Source organism: Williamsia sp. z71, assembly GCF_059553375.1.
Map to the genome: position 1 here is coordinate 295,852 of NZ_JCANWX010000001.1, position 23,743 is coordinate 319,594.

17 protein-coding genes are annotated in these 23,743 nt (G+C 65.0%); 6 read left to right on the forward strand and 11 right to left on the reverse strand.

The annotated features are described in order from the left end of the window. Nucleotides 1–5: 5 nt before the first annotated feature. Genes AC51GR_RS01255 through AC51GR_RS01275 form a run of 5 tightly spaced genes read right to left on the reverse strand, consistent with a single transcriptional unit; the run spans nucleotide 6 to nucleotide 5,181 of the window. Nucleotides 6–851: an HpcH/HpaI aldolase/citrate lyase family protein gene (locus tag AC51GR_RS01255; protein ID WP_496322815.1), complete on the reverse strand. Its 846-nt coding sequence runs from the start codon at nucleotides 849–851 to the stop codon at nucleotides 6–8. Then, nucleotides 848–2,011 (reverse strand): acyl-CoA dehydrogenase family protein, encoded by a 1,164-nt coding sequence (locus AC51GR_RS01260; protein ID WP_496322816.1) that lies wholly within the window; start codon nucleotides 2,009–2,011, stop codon nucleotides 848–850. The genes AC51GR_RS01255 and AC51GR_RS01260 overlap by 4 nt, the downstream gene beginning before the upstream one ends. A gap of 28 nt (nucleotides 2,012–2,039) precedes the next feature. Further along, the gene (locus AC51GR_RS01265) at nucleotides 2,040–3,413 is read right to left on the reverse strand and encodes an MmgE/PrpD family protein (RefSeq protein ID WP_496322817.1); all 1,374 of its coding nucleotides are present in this window, start codon (nucleotides 3,411–3,413) and stop codon (nucleotides 2,040–2,042) included. Continuing rightward, nucleotides 3,410–4,627, reverse strand: a complete 1,218-nt coding sequence (locus AC51GR_RS01270) for a CaiB/BaiF CoA transferase family protein (RefSeq protein ID WP_496322818.1) — start codon at nucleotides 4,625–4,627, stop codon at nucleotides 3,410–3,412. The genes AC51GR_RS01265 and AC51GR_RS01270 overlap by 4 nt, the downstream gene beginning before the upstream one ends. Next, nucleotides 4,624–5,181: a MaoC family dehydratase gene (locus tag AC51GR_RS01275; RefSeq protein WP_496322819.1), complete on the reverse strand. Its 558-nt coding sequence runs from the start codon at nucleotides 5,179–5,181 to the stop codon at nucleotides 4,624–4,626. Before AC51GR_RS01275 ends, AC51GR_RS01270 begins: the two co-directional genes overlap by 4 nt. Nucleotides 5,182–5,457: 276 nt before the next feature. On the opposite strand from AC51GR_RS01275, the gene AC51GR_RS01280 reads away from it, so the two are divergent. The 3 genes from AC51GR_RS01280 (at nucleotide 5,458) to AC51GR_RS01290 (ending at nucleotide 10,629) form a co-directional block, all read left to right on the forward strand. Beyond that, nucleotides 5,458–7,536: a hydantoinase/oxoprolinase family protein gene (locus AC51GR_RS01280; RefSeq protein ID WP_496322820.1), complete on the forward strand. Its 2,079-nt coding sequence runs from the start codon at nucleotides 5,458–5,460 to the stop codon at nucleotides 7,534–7,536. Nucleotide 7,537: 1 nt separating this feature from the next. Continuing rightward, the gene (locus tag AC51GR_RS01285) at nucleotides 7,538–9,358 is read left to right on the forward strand and encodes a hydantoinase B/oxoprolinase family protein (RefSeq protein ID WP_496322821.1); all 1,821 of its coding nucleotides are present in this window, start codon (nucleotides 7,538–7,540) and stop codon (nucleotides 9,356–9,358) included. A gap of 77 nt (nucleotides 9,359–9,435) precedes the next feature. Then, nucleotides 9,436–10,629 carry an amidase gene (locus tag AC51GR_RS01290; RefSeq protein WP_496322822.1) on the forward strand — a complete coding sequence of 398 codons (1,194 nt, stop codon included), beginning with the start codon at nucleotides 9,436–9,438 and terminating at the stop codon, nucleotides 10,627–10,629. Nucleotides 10,630–10,639: 10 nt separating this feature from the next. Here the strand turns inward: AC51GR_RS01290 and AC51GR_RS01295 are convergent, their stop codons facing one another. Further along, the gene (locus AC51GR_RS01295; RefSeq protein WP_496322823.1) at nucleotides 10,640–11,386 is read right to left on the reverse strand and encodes a FadR/GntR family transcriptional regulator; all 747 of its coding nucleotides are present in this window, start codon (nucleotides 11,384–11,386) and stop codon (nucleotides 10,640–10,642) included. 200 nt (nucleotides 11,387–11,586) lie between these two features. Between AC51GR_RS01295 and AC51GR_RS01300 the strand changes: the two genes are divergently transcribed. The 3 genes from AC51GR_RS01300 (at nucleotide 11,587) to AC51GR_RS01310 (ending at nucleotide 15,377) form a co-directional block, all read left to right on the forward strand. Next, on the forward strand, nucleotides 11,587–12,360 hold the full coding sequence (locus AC51GR_RS01300; RefSeq protein WP_496322824.1) for a GntR family transcriptional regulator: 774 nt from the start codon (nucleotides 11,587–11,589) through the stop codon (nucleotides 12,358–12,360). A gap of 150 nt (nucleotides 12,361–12,510) precedes the next feature. Next, complete coding sequence (locus tag AC51GR_RS01305) at nucleotides 12,511–13,902, forward strand: MFS transporter (protein WP_496322825.1); 1,392 nt, start codon at nucleotides 12,511–12,513, stop codon at nucleotides 13,900–13,902. Between the two features lie 158 nt (nucleotides 13,903–14,060). Then, nucleotides 14,061–15,377, forward strand: coding sequence for a M23 family metallopeptidase (locus AC51GR_RS01310; RefSeq protein ID WP_496322826.1), 1,317 nt, complete (start codon nucleotides 14,061–14,063; stop codon nucleotides 15,375–15,377). Nucleotides 15,378–15,524: 147 nt separating this feature from the next. On the opposite strand, the gene AC51GR_RS01315 is transcribed toward AC51GR_RS01310, so the two are convergent. The 5 genes from AC51GR_RS01315 to AC51GR_RS01335 all read right to left on the reverse strand — a co-directional run bounded on the left by AC51GR_RS01315 (nucleotide 15,525) and on the right by AC51GR_RS01335 (nucleotide 23,737). Next, a complete protein-coding gene (locus AC51GR_RS01315) occupies nucleotides 15,525–16,697 on the reverse strand; it encodes a M20 family metallopeptidase (RefSeq protein ID WP_496322827.1) in 1,173 nt (390 codons plus the stop codon). Continuing rightward, nucleotides 16,694–17,929 carry an aminotransferase-like domain-containing protein gene (locus AC51GR_RS01320; protein WP_496322828.1) on the reverse strand — a complete coding sequence of 412 codons (1,236 nt, stop codon included), beginning with the start codon at nucleotides 17,927–17,929 and terminating at the stop codon, nucleotides 16,694–16,696. Before AC51GR_RS01320 ends, AC51GR_RS01315 begins: the two co-directional genes overlap by 4 nt. Nucleotides 17,930–17,951: 22 nt before the next feature. After that, nucleotides 17,952–19,151: a M24 family metallopeptidase gene (locus AC51GR_RS01325; protein WP_496322829.1), complete on the reverse strand. Its 1,200-nt coding sequence runs from the start codon at nucleotides 19,149–19,151 to the stop codon at nucleotides 17,952–17,954. Nucleotides 19,152–19,214: 63 nt separating this feature from the next. After that, nucleotides 19,215–20,708 (reverse strand): NAD-dependent succinate-semialdehyde dehydrogenase, encoded by a 1,494-nt coding sequence (locus AC51GR_RS01330; RefSeq protein WP_496322830.1) that lies wholly within the window; start codon nucleotides 20,706–20,708, stop codon nucleotides 19,215–19,217. Next, nucleotides 20,687–23,737 (reverse strand): FAD-binding and (Fe-S)-binding domain-containing protein, encoded by a 3,051-nt coding sequence (locus tag AC51GR_RS01335; RefSeq protein ID WP_496322831.1) that lies wholly within the window; start codon nucleotides 23,735–23,737, stop codon nucleotides 20,687–20,689. The genes AC51GR_RS01330 and AC51GR_RS01335 overlap by 22 nt, the downstream gene beginning before the upstream one ends. Nucleotides 23,738–23,743 lie beyond the last annotated feature (6 nt).

Genomic DNA, 23,743 nt, shown 5'->3' on the forward strand with positions numbered 1-23,743 from the left:
GTCGGTCAGTTCGAGGCCCGTTCGAGAACTCTCCGGGCCGACCGTGCGACGGCCTCATCGATCAGATTCCCCTGGGCGTCGGTCGCGACTCCACTGTCGGCACTCTCCAGTGCCTGCACGATTGCCGTTGCCGCATCGACGTCCCGCTGTGACGGGGTGTTCAGGGTGTGAACGGCCGCGATCTGCGAGGGATGGATGCAGGCGCGGCCGAAGAAGCCGAGCCGGCGTAACCGACGGGTCTCGTCGGCAAACACGTCGGTATCGCGGATGTTCGCAGATGCCGCCCCGAGCGGGGACAGGATTTTCGCCGCCACCGACGCGATCACAACCCGCGATCGCGCCCACAGCAGTTCCTCGCCGGTGGGGCCGGGTTCCAGATCCAGATCAGCGGCCAGGTCGACTTCGCCGATCTGCAGGAACGCCACCCGCGGCGCGGCGGCGATGGCCGCGGCGTTGAGAATGCCCTGTGCCGTCTCCAATAGGGGCGACACCGCCAGAGGTGTGCGCTGGTATTCGTTCTCCAACCGGACCAGGTCATAGTCCAGCAGGACAAGCGCCTGCACGTCATCGCATTTCGGCACGAAGAGACCGTCTGCACCCGCCCGGACAGCCATTGCGACTTCGTCGGCCTGCCGATCCCCGGCATTCACGCGGATCCAGATTGGGCAGGGGTGGGACTCGATACCGGACAGCCAGCGTTCGACATCGACGAACGCCCTCTGCTTGTCGGCCGGTGCAACTGCATCCTCGAGATCGAGGACGATCGCGTCGGCACCGGACCCCAGGGCTTTGTCGAACCGGTCGGGCCGGTTGCCCGGCACATAGAGGTACGACCGGGCGCTCGTGGTCATCCGATGGACCCGTGGCCGGCGACGAGTGCCTTGGCGATGACAGTGCGCATGATGTCGTTGGTGCCTTCGCCGATCGACATCAGTGGTGCGTCACGGTAGAAGCGCTCGACGTTGAACTCGGTGGAGTAGCCGTAGCCGCCGTGTACGCGCATCGTCTCGAGGCTGGCGGTGATGGCGGTTTCGGAGGCGAAGTACTTCGCCATGCCGGCCTCCATGTCGATCCGGGCACCCGAATCAGCTTTGGATGCCGCCCAATAGGTCATCAGGCGCGCGGCCTGCAGTTGGGTGGCGATGTCGGCGAGTTTGAGCTGGATCGCCTGGAAGTCAGCGATCGGCTTGCCGAACGCGGTGCGCTCGCGCGCGTAGGTGAGCGCGGCGTCGTAGGAGGCCTGCGCGATACCCACGCTGCGGCCGGCGATGTTCAGGCGGCCGATCTCCAGCCCGGACAGCGCCTGCTGCAGGCCGCGGCCCTCGATCCCGCCGAGCAGTGCATCTTCCGGGACGCGGACGTCGTCGAGCAGGATCTCGCAGGACTCAGTGCCCTTGTAGCCCAGTTTGCCCATATCCCGTTGGACGTCAAAGCCGTTGGATGTGGTGTCGATCAGCAGCAGACTCATGCCCTTGTGGGCGGGGGTGGTGGTCGGATCGGTCTTGACCAGGACCGGCAACACATCGGCGTGGCGGGCGTTGGTGATCCAGGTCTTCATGCCACGCACCACGTAGTGGTCACCGTCTTTGGTGGCGGTGGTGGTGATGCCCTGTAGGTCGGTGCCGGCGCCGGGCTCGGTCAGGCCGATGCCGGTGCGGCATTCACCGCTGGCGAGTCTGGGTAGCCACTGCTGCTTCTGGGCCTCGGTGCCGTGCTTGGCGATCATCCAGCACGAGAGGTTGTGGCTGCCGAGGATGCCGGCGATACCCATCCAGCCGCGGGCGATCTCCTCGTAGACCAGGGTGAACGAGACCATGTCGAGCGCCAGGCCGCCGTATTCCTCGGGAGTCGTGATGCCGAAAAGGCCCATCGCCTTGAGGTGTTCGACGATTTCGGTGGGATAGCGACCCGAGCGCTCCCACTCGTTGGCGACCGGGATGATCTGCTTGTCGACAAGCTGGCGCAATGCGGCCCGGAAATCGTTCTGTTCCTGGGTGAAGGTGAAGTCCATGGTGCTCCTGGTCTGAAAGAAGTGGTGGTCAGCGAAGATCGACGACGATGTCGGCGGCCGACGTGGTCAGGGGGTGCAACGACGGCGCATCGTCGAGGTGGAGCAGGAACTCGGCCAATTCTTGTGCGGCAGGGTGATTGCCACAGTTCTGGACGAATTTCGCGATGAGGTCGGCGTCGGAGATCGGGACTGCAGTGGTGCCGCGACTGCCCGCGACGTCACCGATCAGCGTGCTGCCGTCGGCGAGGCGGATCTCTGCGTGGCCCGGTGCATCCGCGGCCGGCCCTGTCGTCTCGGTGATCTGGACAACCACCTTGGCTGCGGTCTGCAGTACGTCGGCGCGGGCGATGGCGGTATCAGAGTACGTCCCGAGGGTGACGCTGCCATCATGGATCAGGGAGGCGGCGCTCCATGGCAGGTCGAACTTCGCATCGTAAATCGTTCGGGGTAAGCGCTTTCCGGCCTCGGGCGGGCAGACGATGGGAGCGCTGTCGGGATGGACGTGCAGCACGATCGATTCGACGGCCCCCGGATCGAGCGACCGGTCGACGAGTGCGGCGGCAACCGCGTCGAGGGAGACGTGCATCAGCTGGCAACTGGGGTACGGCTTGATCCCGATGTTGCCGGCCTGCCAGGTGGTCCCGAGGTCGCCGATGAGGGCGTCGGTATCCGGTGCCCTACCGGCCAGGGCCGCGAAGAGTCCGCGGGGTCCTTCGAGTACTGATGCCGGTCCGGTGACACCCTGAGCGGCCAGCCGCACCGCCAGGATTCCGTTCAGGTTGGCCGAGCCCGGGTGCACGATCTTTGTGTTGTCGCCGGTTTCCAGGAACTCCAACAGCCCGCTGGACGACGATCCGGCGATCCCGAGGGCATGTGCTGTGCGAGCTCCGGAGAACAGGTGCAGCCGAGCGGCGGTGATGGCCGAGGCGAGCGGTCCGACCATGCCGGTGGCATGAAGTCCTCGGGCGTGGAACGCATGTGGTGCAGCGGCGCCGATCCGGCAGGCGACTTCGAGGCCCACGGTGACTGCGCTGAGCACCTCGATGCCCGACGACGCGAGTTGTTCTCCCACGGCCAGGGCGGTCGGGGCGACCACCACGGTGGGGTGCACCAACGCGCCGGCGTGGGTGTCGTCGAAGTCCAGTGCGTGCATCAGGACTCCGCCGGCAAACGCGGCCGCGGGCGCGGAGATCGCGGTCCGGTCTCCGAGCGGATGCGCCTGTGGTGGTCCGCCGAGCTCACGGGCGACGGTCAGCCCGGCGTCACCGTCGCCGAATTGCCTTGCAGCGATGCCATTTCCGATCCCATCCATCAGATGCCGTGCAGCCTCGTGACGAACTTCATCGGGGATGTCGGAGTGACGGAGGCCGGCTGCCCAGTCGGCCAGTTGTTGGCCGATCATCGCGATGCGATCTCGGTGTCCGGGCCGAAAGCCCCCGCCTTGGCCAGTTCGGCGATGCGCTCGGCGGAGTACCCGGGGAGTGCGGCGAGGACGTCGGCGGAATGCTCACCCCGCAGCGGGGCCCGGCGATGCGTGATCTCCTCGGTACCGAAACGAACCGGCGAGACGACCTGCTCGATCTCACCCCAGACCGGATGCTCGGTCTTTGCGATGAGTCCACGCGCGATGGTGTGCGGTTCCCGCAGGGCCTGCGCCACGTCGTTGATCGGTCCGCTGGGCACGCCGGCGGGGGTGAGCAGCGCCAGCCAGTGGTCCACGGTGTTCTCGGCAAATCGCTTCTCGAGGATGGGCAGCAGGTCGTCCTTGTATTCGCCTCGGGTGGTGAAGGATTCGAATCGCGGGTCGTTGCCCAGTTCGGGTAGGCCGATGGCCTCGATGAGCCGGTTCCAGAACTTTTCCTTGGCGCAGCCGACGACCAGCCAGCCGTCGGAGGCCTCGAATGCCTGGAACGGCACCAGCGACGGATGAGCGGAGTTCTTGGTCCGGACGGGCTCGTAACCGGCGTTCAGATGCCAGGTGGCGGGATAGGTGAGCATCGAGATCGCGGTGTCGTAGAGCGAGAGGTCACAGTCCCCGCCGACGCCGTCGCGGCGGGCCGCATGCAATCCGACCATCAGGCTCAGCGCGGCGATGTACCCGCCGCAGAAATCGACAAGGGAGAGTCCGGATTTGGTGGGTGGGCCCTCGGGGTCGCCGGTCAGGCTCATCCAGCCGGCCAGGCCTTGCAGGATGTAGTCATAGCCGGGTTCGTTCGCGCGGGGACCGGTCATCCCGAAGCCGGTCAGGCTGCAGCAGACGATGGCCGGGTTGAGGTGCTTGAGGTCCTCGTATCGGATCCGCAGCTTTGCCGGTACGTCACCGCGCAGGTTCGAGTAGACCGCGTCGCTGGTCCGGACCAGATCTTCGAAGACCGCCCGACCCGCATCGGTCGTCAGATCGAGCGAGATGCTCCGTTTGTTGCGGTTGAAGGTCTCGAAGAACAGCGAATCCTCACCCTTGTTGTAGGGCGGGACATAACGGCCCACGTCGCCGCCCACGCTCGGGTCCTCGATCTTGACGATGTCCGCACCCATATCGGCGAGATGGACACTGCCGAACGGTCCCGCACCGTACTGCTCGAGCGAGATGATGCGGACGTCTTCGAGTGGCTTCACTGCGTTCCCTCGTTCTTCATCGCCTCGGCGAGTGAGGCCAACGATTCCCCCTCGACCTCGGGAAAGTAGCCCTGACCGATTCCGCTCTCGCGGGTTGCGACCATCACCGAACGCTTCCACGAGATGATGACCTTGCCGTCCTGGTTCACACCCCGGGTGATCATCGAGACGACGCCGGCGTAGGGGCGACTCTTCGATTTGTGCAGCCCGGTGCAGACACTCTCCGCATACAGGGTGTCACCGACGTAGACCGGATGACTGAGCTTGACGTCGGTGAACTCCATGTTCGCAACGGCGTTCTGACTCATGTCGATGACCGACAACCCGAGTACCACGGCGATGGTCAGTCCGGAGTTGACGATGATCTGCCCGTCGGTGATCGGATTCTGTGCGGCCAGGTGGCTGTTGAAGTGGTTCTGATTCGTGTTCATCGAGAGGCAGGTGATCCAGGCGTTGTCTGTTTCGGTGATCGTTCGCCCGAGTGGGTGCTGGTAGGTGTCCCCGATCTCGTAGTCCTCGAAGAACCGACCCAGGGTTGCGGGATGGACCGTCACATTGCCTCCTTGTTTGCGGGCACGGCACCGAGCGCGGCCCGCCCTCTCGAGCTAAACATCAGATGTATGTAGCCGTCAAGGTGCGAAACCTGGCGGTTTGCTGCGAATTATCGTTTGAGACTAGCGAAAAGTTCCGAGGTATTGCAGGATGTGGACCAGAGGCCGGCATGGCCGAGGTCACAGTGACTTCGGTTTTGGACTCTGGTTCGCATGCAGAGACGAGACCGAATCCAGCCCTGGCGTGGTCGGTGAGCGCAGTTGAGAGAATGGATTTCCATGAAACGTATTGGAGTGGATGTCGGTGGCACGTTCACCGACCTCGTGCTGTGGGACGACGACGGAAACGTCACCGTGCACAAAACGCCGTCGACCAACCACGACCCCTCGATCGGGACGATGGACGGTATCGAGGTACTCGCCAAGCGTGCGGGGCTCGTCCCGTCCGATATCGAGATGTTCTTTCACGGCACCACCGTGGCGACCAATATCGTTCTCGAACACAACGGCAGTGACGTCGGCATGATCACCACCGACGGCTTCCGCGACATCTTGCACATCGCCCGCAAGAAGCGGCCCCTGAATTACTCGAATTACCAGGATCTGCCCTGGCAGAAGTGGCAGCTGGTGCCGCGTCGCAACCGCCGCACCGTCGCCGAGCGGATCGACGCCGCAGGCAACATCCTGACGCCCCTCGACGAGGACGCCGTCCGGCGGGAGACCCGGCTCCTGCGCGAACGCGGTGTCGAGGCGATCGCGGTCGCCTTCCTGCATGCCTACCGCAACCCGGTACACGAGCAGCGCGTCAAGGAGATCATCACCGAGGAGTACCCCGGTGTGTTCATCTCGCTCTCCAGCGAGGTCGCCTCGCAGTACCGCGAGTACGAGCGGTTCTCCACCACCGCACTCAATGCGTTCGTCGGTCCCAAGACCTCGACGTACATCGCGAACCTCGCTGCCAAGGCCAAGGCCGCACAGGTCGGCGAAGACGTGCACCTGATGACGTCGGCCGGAGGCCTGGTCACCTCGCGCAGCGCCAGTGACATTCCGGTGTCGCTGCTGACCAGCGGCGTTATTGCGGGTCTTCTCGGCGGTTGCGCGATCGGCAAGGCGTCGGGTTATCCCAGCGTCATCACCCTCGACGTCGGCGGCACGTCCGCGGACATCGGTGTGGCACCCGACGGCAAGCTGCGCATGAAGCACCTGCTCGACACCCAGGTCGGCGATTACCACGCGATGGTCCCGATGGCCGAGGTCGACACCATCGGCGCCGGTGGCGGGTCGATCGCCACCATCGACGAGGGCGGCATGTTCCGGGTCGGTCCCCGCAGCGCCGGCGCCGTGCCCGGACCGGCCTGCTACAACCGCGGCGGTACCGAACCCACATCGACCGACGCCATGGTCGTGATGGGCTGGTTGCGGGAAGACAGCTTCCTGTCCGGGACCATGGCGATCAAGCCCGAGCTGGCCACCGAAGCGGTCAAGACCCACATCGCCGACAAGCTCGGCTCGGACGTCGAACACGCCGCGATGGGCATCTTCAAGATCCTCGCCCACTCGATGACCGAGGCCATCAGCCTGCACTCGGTGCGCAAAGGGTATGACCCACGCGACTTCTCGTTGATCGCCGAGGGTGGTGCCGGACCGCTGTACGCATGGCAGATCGCCGACCAGCTCGGCATCCCACGCGTGATCATCCCCGGTCACCCCGGCATCACCTCTGCGGTGGGACTGCTGACCACCGACATCCGGTACGAGGTGCCGACCACGGTCTGGACATCCTCGGACGAGCCTGATCTCGAGCTGCTCCGCACCCAGATGGACCGCCTGGCGACGGACGCGGTGGCCCAGTTGAAGGCCGACGGCATCAGTGACGACGACATCTCGCTGGAGCGAAGTGTCGACTGCCGTTATGTGGGACAGGGTTACGAACTCCGCGTCATCGCGCCGGACGGCGACATCGACGAGGCGTGGGTGAAAGCAACGGCCGAGGCGTTCCACGAAGCGCACGGACGCACGTACTCGCAGCGGTTCGACGACAAAGCGGTGCAGCTGGTCAACATTCGCGTGACCGGTGTCGGTGCGGTCGAGCACGTACGTATCGCCGAGATCGAAAAGGGTGACGCCGACGCCAGCGCCGCGATCGCCACCACCACCCGGGCGCTGTTCTGGAAGTCGGAGAACGCCGACCCCGAATGGGTGCAGACACCGATCTATGAACGCGCACTGCTGAAGGCGGGCAACGTGTTCGAGGGTCCGGCGATCGTGCAACAGTTCGACTCGACGACCATTGTCGGCATCGGCCAGCGGGCCACGGTCGACGCCGTCGGGCACATCATCATCGAGAGGAACTCCTGACATGGCCAAGACCCTGATGCCCAAAACCGGTGTCTCGCTGGCAGCTGAGGGCCACCGCACCTGGAACGATGTCGAGGTCGACCCGATCACCCTGCGCGTGATCGGCGGTGCCCTGAACTCGATGGCCAAGGAAATGGCCCAGGTGCTCTACCGGATGGCGTACTCCAGCCTGATCCGGGAATCCGAGGACCTCGGTGCCGGCATCTTCGATGTCAACGGACGTGAACTGTGCGAATCGGATTCGACCCCGATGCACTGCGGTTCGATCCCGGCCTACATCCGCGGCATCAACCGCAAGCTGGCCGGCACGTACAACCCGGGTGATGTTGTCCTGCACAACCATCCGTACCACGGTGCGGCGCACTCGCCGGACTACGGTGTGGTCATCCCGATCTTCTGGGAGGGTCAGCACATCGGTTTCGCCGGTTGCACCGGGCACGTCTCGGATATCGGCGGCAACTTCCCGGGCCTGTGCATGGATGTCGTCGACGTCTGGGCCGAGGGCAAGCTCATGGACTCGATGAAGATCTATGACGCCGGCGTCCGCAACGAGATGCTGATCCAGCACATCCTGGACAACGTCCGCACCCCCGAACAGAACCGCGGCGATCTCGAAGCGTTGATCGCCTGCTCGCGCATCGGTGAGAAGCGTTTTGTCGAGCTGCTGGAGAAGTACGGCCTCGACGTGGTGATGAGTGCTGCCGAGCGGTGGATGGACTACTCGGAGTCCATGCTGCGCGCCAAGATCCGCGAGATCCCCGACGGCAGCTACGAGGCTCCCGTCGGCTATCTCGACGATGACGGCAAGAATCGCGGCGAACCGGTGGCAGTTGCGGTCCGGGTGCAGGTCGATGGCGACAACGTCCTGATCGACCTGACCGGGTCCAACCCGCAGGTCCCCACGGCCTTCAACGTCCCGTTCGAGGGTTCGGTGCTGCCGGTGGCGGTCAGCGCAATCCGGACCATCCTGCTCGACGAGGAGCTGACCGAGGAGTTCGTCCCGCAGAACGACGGCTGCTTCCGGCCGGTGAAGGCATACGCGCCCGAGGGCACGATCTTCAACCCGGACTTCCCGGCATCGTGTTTTGCGCGGTTCTCTCAGGTCAACCGGATCTTCGACTCGATCAACCTCGCACTGGCGCCGGTACTTCCGGACCGGGCGATCGCCGGTTCGTCGGCTGCGCTGTGTGCCATCGCCTATTCGGGTGTGGCCGCCGACGGTGAGTCGTACTGGGTCTACATCGAGATCAACGAGGGCTCCTACGGTGCGCGCAACGGCAAGGACGGGATGGACGCCGTCGACACGCTGATGGCGAACACCCGGAACAACCCGATCGAGGAACTCGAGCTCAACCACGCGATGCGTGCCGAGCGCTATGAACTCCGCGACGAGGCCCCGGCGCCGGGCAAGTGGCGCGGTGGCATCGGCAGCGTGCGTACGTGGCTGATGGAGACCGACACGTTCCTCGGCTCGGAAGCCGACAACCGCAACGACCCACCCGCCGGAGCCCTCGGTGGCTTCAACGGAACGTCCGGATCGTTCACCCGCAACCCGGGGACCGATCGGGAAGAGGTGTTGTACTCCAAGGTCACCCAGGAAGTCATCCGGGCGGGGGAGACCCTCGAGATCAAGATGCCCTCCGGCGGCGGATTCGGTGATCCTTTCGAACGGGACGCCTTCGCGGTGTTGTCGGACGTCTGGGACGAGTACCTCACGGCCGAAGAAGCCCGTCGCGACTACGGCGTTGTCGTCGACACCGAGAAGTGGGTTGTCGACGACGCGGCGACCGCCACACTGCGCGATGCCAAGGTGGCGAGCTGAATCTCTCGCAGGGCGGTGCCGGCGACGAAGCCGGCACCGCCCGCGAGGCCCCTTCGATCACCGACACCGTCAATTCGGTGATCACCTGGATTGATCCGACACCCGATGTCGACGGCCCGCTCGCGGGTATGCGTATCGGGGTGAAGGACAATATCGAGGTCGCGGGCGTCCGATCTACCTGCGCGTCAGTATTTTTCGCAGATCGAGTGGCGACCGCGGATGCGGCGGTGGTGCCGCGGTTGCGTGCTGCCGGTGCGCAGATCACCGCAACCCTGAACATGGCCGAATTTGCGGTCGGGGTGACATCACAGAACTCGGCAGCCGGCGGCCCTCGCAATCCGTGGGACCCCGCGCGGGTACCTGCTGGTTCCAGTGGTGGCTCGGGAGCTGCCGTGGCCGCCGGCCTCGTCGATGTGGCGCTCGGGACCGACACCGGCGGATCGATCCGGTTGCCGGCCTCCGCATGCGGGGTCGTCGGGTTGCGACCGTCGCTCGGGCTCATCGATACCACCGGAATCTATCCGGTCAGTGCGTCTTTCGACACCGTCGGACCACTGGCCCGGTCGGTGGAGCAGGTCAAGGCGGTCTTCGACGTGTTGGTGCCGACCGCCGATGTCCCCCTGCCGGACAGATGGCGGATCGCGATGCCCGTCCCGTTCATCACCGACGACATCGATCCCGCGATACTGGCGGCGGTCGCGGCCAGCGGACGGATACTCCAAGACTTGGGACACAACGTTGTTCGTGACCAGCTGGTAGGTATGGAAGATGCGCAAGACATCGTCTACACGATCGTCTACGCCGATCTCGCCGACCTGCATCGGGCGCGGCTGCGGGATGATCCAGAGAAGTTCCAGCAGGCAACGCGCGAACGTATCGAACAGGGGCTGGTGATCTCGGCGACGGCGAAAGAGCACGCTCTTGCCCGTCGGATTGATTTCCACGGTGCGATGCGTGAGTACTTCGCCGAAGTCGATGTTGTTCTGACACCAACACTTCCGGTCGACGTCCCGCACATCGTCGGTGGCGACGATGTGATCGCACAGTCGCGACGACTGGGTCAACTGAGCTATCCGTGGTCGTTGCACGACGGACCGACGCTGAGTATTCCGGTCGGTGTTCATCCGGCCTCGGGTATGCCGATCGGCGCGCAGCTCACTGCCGCCCGGGGTGGCGAACAGGTGCTGTTCGCAGTGGCGCAGTCTCTTCAGGATCAGATCGGATGGCAGCGAAAAGTGCCGCCGCTCAATGTGATGAGGATGAACGAGTAGACGATCAGCCTCAACGCGTAGGCCGATCGGGATCGGTGAGCAGCAGATCCATCTGCTTGTAGGCGTCGCCGAGGTGGTCGAGATGCCGGCGCATGAGGTTCATCGTGCTGATCGAATCGCGTCTTTCGAAGGCGTCGAGCAGCGCTCCGTGGTCGTCGGCGACACACGTGAAGAAACCTTCGGGGGCCGATTCCCGGCCGAATCTGCTTCCCAGGACCCGGAACACGGGGGCGGTGACCAGTTCGAGCAACGGGTTGTTGGCCGCGCGCAGGATCACCAGGTGAAAGCCCTGGTTTTTCGTGAACGTCTCCGGGCCGATGGTCCCGGTCGGATCGAAGATGGTGGCGCGTAGTTCTTCCAGCTGTGCTTCGGTGTGCCGGTAGGCCGCAACGCCGGCGGCGGGGACCTCGATGAGCGCTCGCACCTCCATCAGTTGGTCGACGGTGACGGCCGATGCGGCGGTCATGAGTGTGACGCCGGTTTCGATGTGAGCGCTGATGTGGTCGATGGTGGGAACAGATACGAAGGTACCGCCGGTGACGCCCCGAGTGGTGTGGACGAGGTTCTGGCTGGCCAGCGACCGAATTGCCTCGCGAACGGTGCTCTGGCCGACACCGTACTCGCTGCGCAGTTCGGCTTCTGTCGGCAGGCGTGCTCCCGGCTGCAGTTCACCCGAGATGATGCGCTTGCGGATCGCGTTCGCCAGGACTGCGTACGCCGGGTCTGGGGAGCGTTGAAGATCCTCTGGCACAATCATTTCCGATCATCGCTCAAGCCTTGAGTTAGATGATCAGCTTAGCTCAGTGCTGCGCTCGGAGGCCTGCGACGGTCGTGGTCGGAACAACCTGCCGGTGCCGGTCTGGGTCGCTCCCCATCTGATCTGATACCGTTGATTGTTGACAATCTACCAAAGCGGTGGGTGGTGCGTGTGAGGTGGGGTGATCAAGAGTGGATTCAATGAATCCGGCTGACCGGGTGCGCAAACGCACAATCCGCTCCCGGATCCTCGAACCGCTGGTCCAGGAGTCGACCCCGGCCATCATCGCACGTCAGCTGCGCAGCGCCATTGCAAACGGTGACTTTCCACCTGGCTTCCAGCTGACCGAATCCGGGCTCGCCGCCGACCTCGGGGTGAGCCGTGGACCGCTTCGGGAAGCCATGCAGCGGCTCACGCAGGAGGGTCTACTGGTCAGCCACCGAAATCGCGGGTTGTTCGTGATCACCATGGACGACGACGACATCCGTGACATGTACGTCGCGAGGACCGCTGTGGAGCGGGCCGCCCTCGAGCAAGTGATCCTGCGAACCCCCGATGAGGCGGCAGTGGTTCTCGCCGGTTGCGTCGCCGACATGGCGCGATATGTCGACGATCCGAACGGTCCGCAGATCGCGGATGCGGACATGGCTTTTCACCATGCACTGGTCGAACTTTCCGGCAGTTCGCGTCTGTCGCGACTGCACGAGACGATCCTGGTGGAGACCCGCATGTGCCTGGGGGCGATGCGCGGAACCTATGTGTCGGCGCAGGAACGGATCGCCGAACATGGCCGAATCGTCGAGGCGATCGAGGCCCGTGACATGAAGCTTGCCGATGAAGTGATGATCGATCACATGCGCGACGGGTTGAACCGGATCATTTCCGAACCGGGTGCGGAGTCGCATTTTCCCGGTGCCGCCCTCGATCCGAGTCCCAATGTGCCCGTGAATCCGCTACCGGGTTCGCATACCTGATCCAGCGACTGGCGCTGATCAACCCCTTTAGGAGGATGTCACAGAAGACAAGAACGTTCTTTTGCTTTCAAGCACATGGAAGCAGATTTCTCTTGTGGGCATCGAAGACATCGAGATCGATTGGGTGTCTTCAGATTTGAGGAGTTATCAATGAGCCCAAATGTTAAAATGGCATCGTCCGAAGTACCGCCGGGGTTTCCGGATCCGGAATCACCGGAAGGCAAGAAGCTTCTACGCAAGTCAATCGGGGCATCCGCCATCGGTAATGCGACCGAATGGTACGACTACGGCGTCTATGCCACCACGACCACTTATCTGACCCAGGCCTTCTTTCCTGGCGATATCGGCACAATCGGCACGATGCTCGGTTTTGCCATCTCGTTCGTGCTCCGTCCGCTCGGTGGCATGATCTGGGGACCGATCGGGGATCGGATCGGCCGAAAAGCAGTGTTGGCCATGACCATCCTGCTCATCTCGGGCGCCACTGCCATGATCGGCCTGCTGCCGACCCATGCGGTGGCCGGCGTGTGGGCTCCCGTCCTGCTGATCGCGTTGCGGGTGGTCCAGGGCTTCTCGACCGGTGGTGAATACGGCGGCGCCGCAACGTTCATGGCTGAGTATGCGCCGGATAAGAAGCGAGGAAAGTACGGCAGCTTCCTCGAGGTCGGCACCCTTGGCGGGTATGTGGTGGGTACCACGTTCGTGTTGGTCCTGGACTTGTTCCTCAGCGACGATCAGATGTACGAGTGGGGGTGGCGGGTGCCCTTCCTGTTCGCCCTGCCGTTGGGGCTGATCGGCCTGTATCTGCGAAATCAGATGAACGACACCCCGGTGTTCATCGAGATGGAGAACAAGAACCAGATCGAGGGCTCGGCGTGGCAGGCATTCAAGGACCTGCTGACGAACTACTGGCAGCCGATTCTGGTGATGTTCGGTCTGGTGATCGCGCTCAACGTGGCCAACTACACGTTGCTCGCCTATCAGCCGACCTACCTGAAGACCACCCTCGGGATGTCCGAGACGGCCGGCACGATCGTCATCTTGGTCGGCCAGCTCGCGATGATGGCCTTTATTCCGTTCTTTGGGGCCTGGTCGGACAAGATCGGCCGAAAACCCATGTGGTGGGGTTCGCTGATCGGCCTGTTCGTGTTCGCAGTCCCGATGTACTGGCTGATGGCGCAGGGTTTGGCGTGGGCCATCATCGGTTTCCTGGTGCTGGGGCTTTTGTACGTCCCGCAGTTGGCGACCATTTCGGCGACCTTCCCGGCAATGTTCCCCACGCAGGTTCGGTACGCGGGATTCGCCATCTCGTACAACGTGGCCACAGCCGCGTTCGGTGGTACCGCGCCGCTGGTGAACGATGCCGTGACGGCCAACGACGGGTGGGAACTGTTCCCGGCCGGCTACATGATGCTGGCCTGTGTCGTCGGCATGATCGCGCTGCCGTTCCTGCGGGAAACCGCGGGATATTCGATCCGTGGAACCGAGGTTCCCGGAGGCGAAACGGCCGCCGAGCGAAAGCTAACCTCCGATTCGGTTTGAGCGACTGAAGGTTTCGCTACGGGGCTCGATCGCCGGTCGGTGATCGAGCCCCGTTTTCTGTGTATGGGATCAGCATCATCGGGGTACCTGGGTGACTTTCGTTCAGCGAGAACGCCAACTGGTATGTTTCGGCCAACTTCTAGAAATCGGAGTCAGTCGTGAGAGTCACCCGTGTCCCCACTGTCATTGCCTCGCTCGTGGTCTCGATCGCGTTGGTCGCCTCCGGCTGCTCGTCGGACTCCGGCAGTGATTCGACCGGTGCGTCGGCGCCGCCCCCGGCCGGTTCCGTACCCGGTGTGACCGTGCCGGACGCGTTCACCGCAATCACTTTGGACACCATCGGGAACTCGCCGCTTCCGTTCCGCGGAACGGACGGCAAGTACCACGTCGCCTACGATCTGCAGCTCACCAATGCCACCGCGGTGCCGGCCACCCTCGACAAGTTCGATGTCGTGGACGGCTCCGATCCGACCAAGGTGATCGCAAGCTTTTCCGGAACTGCGCTGGTCGACCCGAACTGCGACTACGGGGACTGCAATCGACTGCGGGACCTGCCGGCCGGTACCGTCGACGACACCGCGATCCCGCCGCAGGAGAGTCGCGTCCTGTTCATCGATTTTGTGCTGGACTCGCTCGATGATGCCCCGAAGGCGCTGTTGCACCACCTGTACGGGACGGGCGCGGCCTCACCGGCTTTCGGGCAACCGGGGCCCATCGACTACCTGACAACACCCGTTGCGCTGTCCACACAGACAGTCCCGGCCATCTCTCCACCATTGCGAGGGACCAATTGGATTGCCCTCAACGGTTGCTGCGAGCCGGGCTTCCCGCACCGCAGTTCGCTGTCGTCGTTCAACGGGAAACTGAACAACAGTCAGCGTTTCGCGATCGACTGGAAGCGGGTCAACGACGAGGGCGAGTTCTACACGGGCGACAAGACGAGCAACGAGAGCTACGTCGACTACGGCACCGATATCCTCGCCGTCGCCGACGCCACCGTGGTGTCAATCCTCGACGGTATGGAGGCGAACGCTCCGGGTGTGTTGCCTGCGAGCGACCCGACGCTGGCGGCAAAGCTGACCGCAGAGAACGTCGACGGGAATCACGTGATCCTCGATCTCGGTGGAGGCGTCTACGCGATGTACGCCCACATGATCTCGGGATCGGTGACGGTGAAGGCCGGCGACAAGGTGACCGAAGGCCAGGTCATCGGAAAGCTGGGTAACACCGGCAACGCCAACGCATCGCATCTGCACTTTCAGCTCATGGACGGACCGAGCCTTCTCGGATCGGATTCGCTGCCGTACAACTTCAAGAGCTTCGACTATGACGGGCAGGTGGCGCCGCAACAGATCGCCGACGCCGACGATTATCTGACCGGAACGTTCTTGCAGGGCAAGCCGGCCGCACCCGAATCCCGCACCGGCGAACTCCCGCTCAACCTCGCAATCGTGAACTTCCCCGAAGTGCCCTGAGCCACGACGACATTTAAGGCACGGTCGACGGTGATTTCGGCCCGCTCGACGGTGGTTTCGGCCCGGTCGGCGGTGGTTTCGGCCCGCTCGGTGGTGGATCCGTCGAGCGTGCCGAAAACGCCGTTCAGCGTGCCGAAAATTGTCTCGTCAGAGCATCCGTAATGCCAGGAGTGCATAGGCTTTCGCGGCGATCACCAGTTCGGCGATCGAGACCGACTCGTCGGGGCGGTGGGCCTGGTCGTTGAGTCCTCCGGGCCCGAGCACGATGGTGGGGATATCGAGATCGCGGTGGATGAAGCCACCGTCGCAGGCGGCGGTCCACCCGGTGATCGCGGTGTGGCCGCCGGCATCGGTGACGGCGCCGGCGGCCTGGCTCGCGAGGGGATGGTCGCGTTCGGTACGGAATCCCGGCATCGCCATCGTCACCTTCACATCAACCGTGATGCCGTCGCGGTCGATTCCGGCGTCGCTGATCGCTCCGCGCAACCACTTCGCGATGTCGTAGGCGTCTTCACCGGGCATCAGTCTGCGGTCGAAACTCACCGTGGCGCTCGGTGCCACCACCGAGATGCCCTGCCCGCCTTCGATGAGCCCGGTGTTCCAGGTGCCCGACCCCAGCAGCGGGTCGGGGTTGGCCAGTAGCCGCCGCTGATCGGTCCGAACCAGATCGATGACCGCCGCGGCCGCGTCGATGGCGTTGCGGCCATCGGCCGGGCGGCCGGAGTGGGCTGCGCGGCCGCTGATCCGGACCTCGAGGTAGGACGCCCCGCGGCAGGCGATGACGGTCTCGAGGTCGGTGGGCTCGGCGACCACGCAGCCGGCGAACCGGTACCGGGAACCCTGAGATACGAAGTCGCGGATCCCGATCCCGAGATCTTCCTCGTCGACGGTGCAGGCCAGTTGGACCGGACCGGGCAGGTGCACCCCGGACCGGGTGAGTGCGGCCATCGCGATCACCGCAGCCGCGAGTCCGCCCTTCATGTCGGTGGCACCCCGACCGTAGACGCGCCCGTCCTCGACACCGGCGCCGAACGGACGCCGGGTCCATCCGTCGCCGACGGGTACGACATCCGAGTGGCCCAGCAACATCAACCCGGGCCGATCCCCGAAGTGCGGAACCGTGGCAGTCAGATTCGGACGACCCGGCGCCACCTCCCGGGTCTCGACGGTGAATCCTCGTTCCTGGCAGGCGCGGCCGAGGACCGCGACGGTTTGGGCCTCGGTCCCTCCGGGGTTCTCACCACCGGCATCGATCAGCGACCGGGTGAGAGCAACGAGTTCCGACTCGTCGATCAGCTCGAGTACGGCCGCCTCGTTCACGAAGCGGACACTGCCAGGTCAAGCGCGCTCTTCAGGCGCCGGATCCCCACGTCGATGCGCTCGGGGGTGCTGGAGGCGAAACACAACCGCAGGGCGTTGCGGAAATGACCGCCGGGGGACAGAGCCGGCCCGGGGATGAAGGCCACGCCCTGCGCCAGGGCGATCTCGAAGAGTTCGCGGGTGTCGACCTCGGCGTATCGGCCTGCCAGGGTGACCCAGAGGAAGAAGCCGCCGTCCGGGTTGGTCGTCGAGAAGTCTTCTCCCAGATGTTGGTTGAGAGAAGAGATCATGGCGTCGCGACGAATCCGGTAGAGGCCGCGCAGGGAGACCAGATGGGCATCGAGACCACCGCGCGAAATGTACTCGGCGACGATGTGCTGGTTCGGGACATTGGTGCAGGTGTCCATCGCCTGCTTGCCGTTGATCAGCAACTGGCGCAGGGCCGGGTCCGCGTCGATCCAGCCCACGCGCCACCCGGGAGCCAGGATCTTCGAGAACGTCCGCACCGAGAACAACAACGGGTCGTCCGGGCTCAGGGTCCGGAAGGTGGGGATGTCCTGGCCGGAAAAGCGAAGCAGCGCATAGGGATCGTCGTCGATGATGACCGCGCCCCACTTGTGGGCCAGTTCGAGCAGTGCTTTACGACGCTCGAGGGACAACGTCACGCCGGAGGGATTCTGGAAGTTGGGGATCGTGTAGATGGCCTTGGGGGTGCGCCCGGTGCGGGCGACGAGGTCGGGGAGCTGATCGACCAGCATGCCCTCGTCGTCGACCGGGACCTCCAGCAGTTCGGCACCGTACGACAACGCGGTGGCACTGCCGTTGGTGTACGTGGGTGATTCGGTGATCACCAGATCGCCCGGATCGACGAACAGCTTGCAGGCCAGGTCGAGTCCCTGCATGCCGCCGGTGGTGATGACCAATCGATCCTCACTTGCCGGATCAGGTGTGCCGGCAAGATATTTCACCAGCAGGTCGAGCAACCGCGGCTCGCCTTCGGACGCCCCATACGTGAACGACGTGTGATCGAGGATGCTGCCTGCGATCTCGCGGAACTCGTCGGCCGGTACTGCTTCGTCCGCAGGCGAGCCCATGGCGAATCGCACGATGTCATGCTTCTGGGCGGCGAGCAGGGACGTCGACGAGTCGATCATCGACCCGACCAGATCTTTGGCCCGGTCGGCGAGTGGAAATGTGCGTGCCCCGGCGAGGGGGAGTCCTGTTGCGGTCATGCGTTTTCCTCTCACTTTCCGATCAGCCCGCTTTCCTGATCAGTTCTCTGGGGAAGCTGGTGAATGTTTCCACGCCGGTGGCGCTGACGCGTACCGATTCGGACAGTTCGAATCCGTAGCCGTCCATCCACATGCCGCAGACGATGTGGAAGGTCATGTTCTCGTCGAGGATCGTTTCGTCCTCGGTGCGAATGCTGATGGTCCGCTCACCCCAATCCGGGGGATATCCGATACCGATGGAATAACCGAGCCGGGAATGCTTTTCGAGGCCGTACTTGGCCAGGGTCCAGTTCCAGGTCGACGCCAGTTCTCGGGTGGCAACACCCGGCGCGATGGCGTCGAGAACATTGTTCAGACCTTCGGCGGTGGCGCCCGCGACGTAGTCCACGTCTTTGTTGACCGGACCCAACGAGACCGTGCGGGCCAGTGGGCAGTGGTAGCGGTTGTGGGCGCCGGTCAGTTCCACCACCACCGCCTCACCACTGATGAACGTCCACTGATTCCAGGTCAGGTGTGGGGTGTCGGCGGCGGCGCCGGTGGGCATCATCGGGACGATCGCCGGATAGTCACCACCGAACTGATCGGTGCCGGTGATCTGGGCCTGCGAGATGGCCGCTGCGGCATCACATTGACGTACCCCGATGTCGATGGTGTCGATCGCGGCGCGCATCGCCTCCGAGCAGACCATCCCGGCCTGGCGCATCAACTGGATCTCCGCATCGGACTTGACCGAGCGCACCCAGTTGACGAGTTCGAAGCAGTCGACGAGCTTCCACTCGGGGATGGCATTGACCAGCGCGCGATAGGCCTTGGGGGAGAAGAAGTGTGAATCCATCTCCAGTCCCACCGAGCCGCCCCGCGATGCCGGGGCGATGAGATGCCGTTGGCGCAGCGCGAACGCGACCCAGTCGAACGGATGCACGTGCGGCCGGTGGACATAGCTTTCCGGGTATCCGACGATCTGATCGGGCGGCAACCAGGTGGTGCGGTGGGCGCCGTGGGCGTCCATCTCTCGTGCGAAGAACACCATGTCCCCGTCCATCGGGACGAACAGCATCTGTGGTGTGTAGAACGACCAGGCGTTGTATCCGATGAGATAGAAGATGTTCGCCGGGTCGGTCACGATGATCGCCGACAGACCCTGCCGGTCCATCAGGGTGCGCACCCCGGCGAGCCGGGTCTGGTATTCGGCGTCGCTGAACAACTGGGATCCGAGGTACATCTGGTCACACCTCCTTCTGCTGTCGAATCATCCTGCAGGCGGGGGATTTCCGCCAACGGGCCGTCAGGTTCGTGGAATGGCGAGGTATTTGATCTCGAGGAACTCCTCGATACCGACCCGCCCACCCTCGCGGCCGAGTCCCGATTGTTTGACGCCGCCGAACGGTGCCGCCGGGTTGGACACCAGGCCGGTGTTGAGGCCCACCATCCCGACCTCCAGACCCGCGGACATCCGCAGTCCGCGGTCGATGTCCTGGGTGAACAGAAATCCGACCAGACCCCATGGGGTGGCGTTGGCCAGCTCGATGACCTCGTCTTCGGTGTCGTAGGGGATCACCGGCGCCACCGGGCCGAAGATCTCGGTCCCCATCAGGGCCGAGCGCCGGTCGACACCCGAGAGCACCGTCGGCGGGTAGAAGTAGCCGGCATCCGTGGATGCCTCTCCGCCGCAGAGCACCTCGGCACCGCGGCTGACGGCATCGGCGACGAGCTCGCGGACCTTGTCGATGGCCTTCTGCTCGACCAACGGACCGACGTCGGTGCCGTCCTCGGCGCCGTCGCCGACCCGCAGCGCGCCCATCTTCGCGGCCAGTCGCGCGGCGAACTCGCCGGCGACGCTGCGGTGCACGAACATCCGGTTGGCGGCGGTGCAGGCCTCACCCATGTTCCGCATCTTCGCCATCATCGCCCCGTCGACGGCCTTGTCGAGGTCGGCGTCTTCGCAGACGATGAACGGCGCGTTCCCGCCGAGTTCCATCGAGGTGCGCATCACCGTCCGGGAGGCCTGCTCCAGCAGGAGTTTGCCGACCTGGGTGGATCCGGTGAAGCTGACCTTGCGGGCCAGTCCGCTGTCCATCCAGGTTTCGACGACGGGGCCGGGCGCATCGGTGGTCACCAAATTCAGGACACCGTCGGGAAGTCCGGCGAGGGTGAGGATCTCGGTCAGGGCCAGCGCCGTCAGCGGTGTCAGTTCAGCGGGTTTGAAGACCATGGTGCAGCCGGCGGCGATCGCCGGACCGATCTTGCGGGTACCCATCGCCAGCGGGAAGTTCCACGGCGTGACCAGGATGCAGGGTCCCACGGGCTCTTTGGTGACGATGATCCGATTCTTGCCGTCACCGGTGGTGGTGTGGCCGCCGTCGATCCGGACGGCCTCCTCGGAGAACCAACGGAAGAACTCGGCGGCGTAGGCCACCTCACCTTTGGCCTCGGCGAGCGGCTTGCCCATCTCGGTGGTCATGATCAGCGCCAGCTCGTCCGTGCGGTCCAGGATCAGGTCGTAGGCGCGGCGCAGGATCTCGCTACGCTCGCGGGGCGCGGTGGCGGCCCAGGTCTTCTGATGCCGGGCGGCGGAATTGATCGCTGCCGTCGCATCGGCCGCACCACCGTTGGCCACCTGCGCGATCACCTGACCGGTGGCCGGATTCTCGACCTCGAAGGTCTCGCCGGATGCTGCCGGTGTCCACTGTCCGTCGATGAACAGTCCGGAAGGCAGTGATCCGATCAGGCCGGCCGCGAGGGCCTTTCGATCCGTCCTCAGTACCGGTGACGTCGCCATGGTCTACCTCCTCGTGGTTGTTGTTGGGTGCCGCCGTTCGGTCGTGCCGGTGCGGGGTGCAGCAGCTCGGCCAGATGTACCGACTGCACATCGGGCACGGTCGCGTCGGTGGCCGCGAGATGCTGGACCGCCATGGCGCAACTGAATCCGTCGGTCAGCACCGGGGTGTGATCGGCGTGGGTGCGCAGGGCCGGTGCCAGCGCCTGCTCGGCGACACCCATGCTCACCTCGTAGTGGCCCTTCTCGAATCCGAAGTTGCCTGCCACGCCGCAACATCCGTCGGCCTGGTGGATGGTGGTGGCCCCGAGGCGGCGTAGCACCGACTGCTGGGTGTTGGGCCCGAAGGTCGCGTACTCGTGGCAGTGCGTCTGCACGGTCACCTCGGCCGGCAGCGGCACGGTCGGCTGCCATCCCCCGTCGAGGAGGTGCCCGACCTCGGTGGCGAAGCTGCGGACGCGGCCGGCGACCCGCTTGGCGGCGTCGGTGTGGACGAGTTCGGGCAGGTCCTTGCGCAGGGCGGCAGCGCAACTGGGGTCGGGTACGACGATCGGCCGGTCGGTGCCGTCGTCGAGGGCATCGGCGGTGCGCGCCAAGACCTTACGGGCCCGCCCGAGCTGACCGGTGGAGATCCAGGTCAACCCGCAGCAGTTGTCGGCCTCGCAACTGACCGTCCGCCCGGCGCTGCCGAGCACCCCCGCGGTGGCCGCGGCGACCTGCGGCCGAAACGCCTTGGTGAACGAATCGACGAACAGGACGGAGTCGGCTGCCGGGTCGGGGCGCAGCCCGGACATGCCGTCCCGCACGGTGTTTCGCCGGGCGAACGTGGGCATGGTGCGCCGGGGATCGACACCGCCGGCGCGGGCGGCGAGACCGGCCAGGGGGCCGGACAGCGCCCGGTTGATCATTGGTGCCAGCGGGGCGGCGGCCCCCAGCCAGGCCGGCATCCACCCCAGTGAGTAGTGCGACAGGGGACGTAGCCGACCGCGGTAGTAGTTGGAGAAGAACTCCGACTTGTACGTCGCCATGTCGACGCCGACGGGACAGTCGGTGGAACAGGCCTTGCAGGACAGGCACAGGTCGAGGGCCTCCCGGGAATCCTCGTCGCGCCACCCCGACTTGATGTCGGGGGCGGTGCGGACCATTTCCTGCAGCACCCTGGCCCGGCCCCGGGTGGAGTCCTTTTCGTCCCCGGTGGCACGGTAGCTCGGGCACATCACGCCACCGGACGTCGTGCGGCATCGCCCGACGCCGATACATCCCTGGACGGCGTGCACGAACGGGTCGAGGCCGGGTTTGCCGCCGTCGGAGAGTTCGGGTGTCCCGAGATCGAAAATGGTCTTCCAGTGCCGGTCCGGGACATCGGCCAGGGCCAGGTTGTCATCGATCCGGTCGGGGTCGACGATGCTGCCGGGGTTGAGGATCCCGGCCGGATCCCAGATCTGCTTGAAATCGGAAAACGCCGAGATGAGCTCGGGGGAGTACATGATCGGCAGGAACTCCGAACGTGACCGACCGTCGCCGTGCTCACCGGAGAGCGAACCACCATGCGCGACAACAAGTTCTGCGGCCTCGGTGCAGAATCTGCGCATCGTGGCGCGGCCCGCGGCGCTGCGGAGGTCGAACGTGATCCGCACATGCATGCAGCCGGCGCCGAAATGCCCGTACATCACACCGGTCAGTCCGTGCCGGTCGAGGAGTTGCTCGAACCCCTCGAGATACTCGGCCAGGTTCTCCGGCGCCACCGCGGAATCCTCCCAGCCGGGCCAGGATTCGTAGGCGCCGCCGTGCCCACCTTCTTCGGGGGCGACGTCTTCGGGGTCGACCAGCCGCGACGACAGGCCGGCGCCGTCCTCGCGTATCCGCCAGAGCGAGACCCGCTGCGTCGGATCGGGCACGGTGCGTCCGTCGACGAGACGTCCGTTGGCGCGGAGTTTGTCGAACAACGCCAGAGCTGCTTCCTGCGGGCCCTCGGAGACGAAGCCGGAGGCGGAGCTCGACCATTTCAACGCACTCTCCTCATCGAGATCGACGTAGAGCCAGGCGTTTCCGCTGGGCAGTCCCGCGACTGCGTCGTCGCCGCGCCGGGCCCGCATGGTCGCGACGATGCGTTCGTCGATGCCTTCGATGGCCGACGGGGCGAACTCGAGGAGCGTGGGGACGTCGCGGGCGGCGTCGACCACGTTGCGATAGCCCAGTGCAAGCAACAGCGGGCGGGTGGCCGACGGGACCAGCCGGACGGTCGCCGACACCACGATCGCGCAGGTTCCCTCGGTTCCGACCAGGGCCCGGGCGACGTCGAAACCGTTCTCCGGCAACAGCTTGCCGAGGTGGTAGCCCGAGACCTGACGCGGGATGCGTTCCATCTCGGTGCGGATCGCGCCCAGGTTCGACGAGGTCAACTCGCGCAGCCGTGTCGAGAGTTCGGCGGCGCGGTCGGCGGCGACGGCGTCGGCCGGGTCGGTCGCGATCAGGCCGGTGCGGGTGGCGGTCAGCTGCAGTCCGTCCGCGGTGACCAGGTCGAGGGATTCGACGTGGTCGGTGGTGCGGCCGTGGCGGACCGAATGATTGCCGCAGGCATCGTTGGCGATGGCGCCGCCCAGTGTGGCCCGGGACTGGCTCGACGGGTCGGGGGCGAACGTCAGTGATCCGCCGGTGGCGCCGCGCACCTCGCTCTGCAGCGTGGTCAGGACGATGCCGGCCTGGGCGACCGCTGTTCGGTTCTCGGCATCGACGGCCAGTGTTCGGTTCAGATGGCGGGAGAAGTCGAGGATGACGCCGGCGCCGATCGCGTTCCCGCCCATGCCCGTCCCACCACCACGTGCGGTCAGCGTGAGCCCGTTTCGGTGGCAGTACGCCGCCACCGCCGCGACATCGACAGCGCTGCGGGGGAACACCACGACCAGTGGACGCAGCCGATAGTTCGACGCGTCGTACGCATATTCGGTCCGTCGCCGCGAGGAGGCGTCGGCGCTCAGGCCGAGAGCGATGAGATCAGCGCAGATGTGGTCGGGGGATGGGGCCGGATCCATGACCAC

Bases quoted from the DNA above. Each gene is read 5' to 3' on its own strand.
- AC51GR_RS01255 (WP_496322815.1), bottom strand. From the start codon at position 851: ATGACCACGAGCGCCCGGTCGTACCTCTATGTGCCGGGCAACCGGCCC.
- AC51GR_RS01260 (WP_496322816.1), bottom strand. From the start codon at position 2,011: ATGGACTTCACCTTCACCCAGGAACAGAACGATTTCCGGGCCGCATTG.
- AC51GR_RS01265 (WP_496322817.1), bottom strand. From the start codon at position 3,413: ATGATCGGCCAACAACTGGCCGACTGGGCAGCCGGCCTCCGTCACTCC.
- AC51GR_RS01280 (WP_496322820.1), top strand. From the start codon at position 5,458: ATGAAACGTATTGGAGTGGATGTCGGTGGCACGTTCACCGACCTCGTG.
- AC51GR_RS01285 (WP_496322821.1), top strand. From the start codon at position 7,538: ATGGCCAAGACCCTGATGCCCAAAACCGGTGTCTCGCTGGCAGCTGAG.
- AC51GR_RS01295 (WP_496322823.1), bottom strand. From the start codon at position 11,386: ATGATTGTGCCAGAGGATCTTCAACGCTCCCCAGACCCGGCGTACGCA.
- AC51GR_RS01300 (WP_496322824.1), top strand. From the start codon at position 11,587: ATGAATCCGGCTGACCGGGTGCGCAAACGCACAATCCGCTCCCGGATC.
- AC51GR_RS01305 (WP_496322825.1), top strand. From the start codon at position 12,511: ATGAGCCCAAATGTTAAAATGGCATCGTCCGAAGTACCGCCGGGGTTT.
- AC51GR_RS01320 (WP_496322828.1), bottom strand. From the start codon at position 17,929: ATGACCGCAACAGGACTCCCCCTCGCCGGGGCACGCACATTTCCACTC.
- AC51GR_RS01325 (WP_496322829.1), bottom strand. From the start codon at position 19,151: ATGTACCTCGGATCCCAGTTGTTCAGCGACGCCGAATACCAGACCCGG.
- AC51GR_RS01330 (WP_496322830.1), bottom strand. From the start codon at position 20,708: ATGGCGACGTCACCGGTACTGAGGACGGATCGAAAGGCCCTCGCGGCC.
- AC51GR_RS01335 (WP_496322831.1), bottom strand. From the start codon at position 23,737: ATGGATCCGGCCCCATCCCCCGACCACATCTGCGCTGATCTCATCGCT.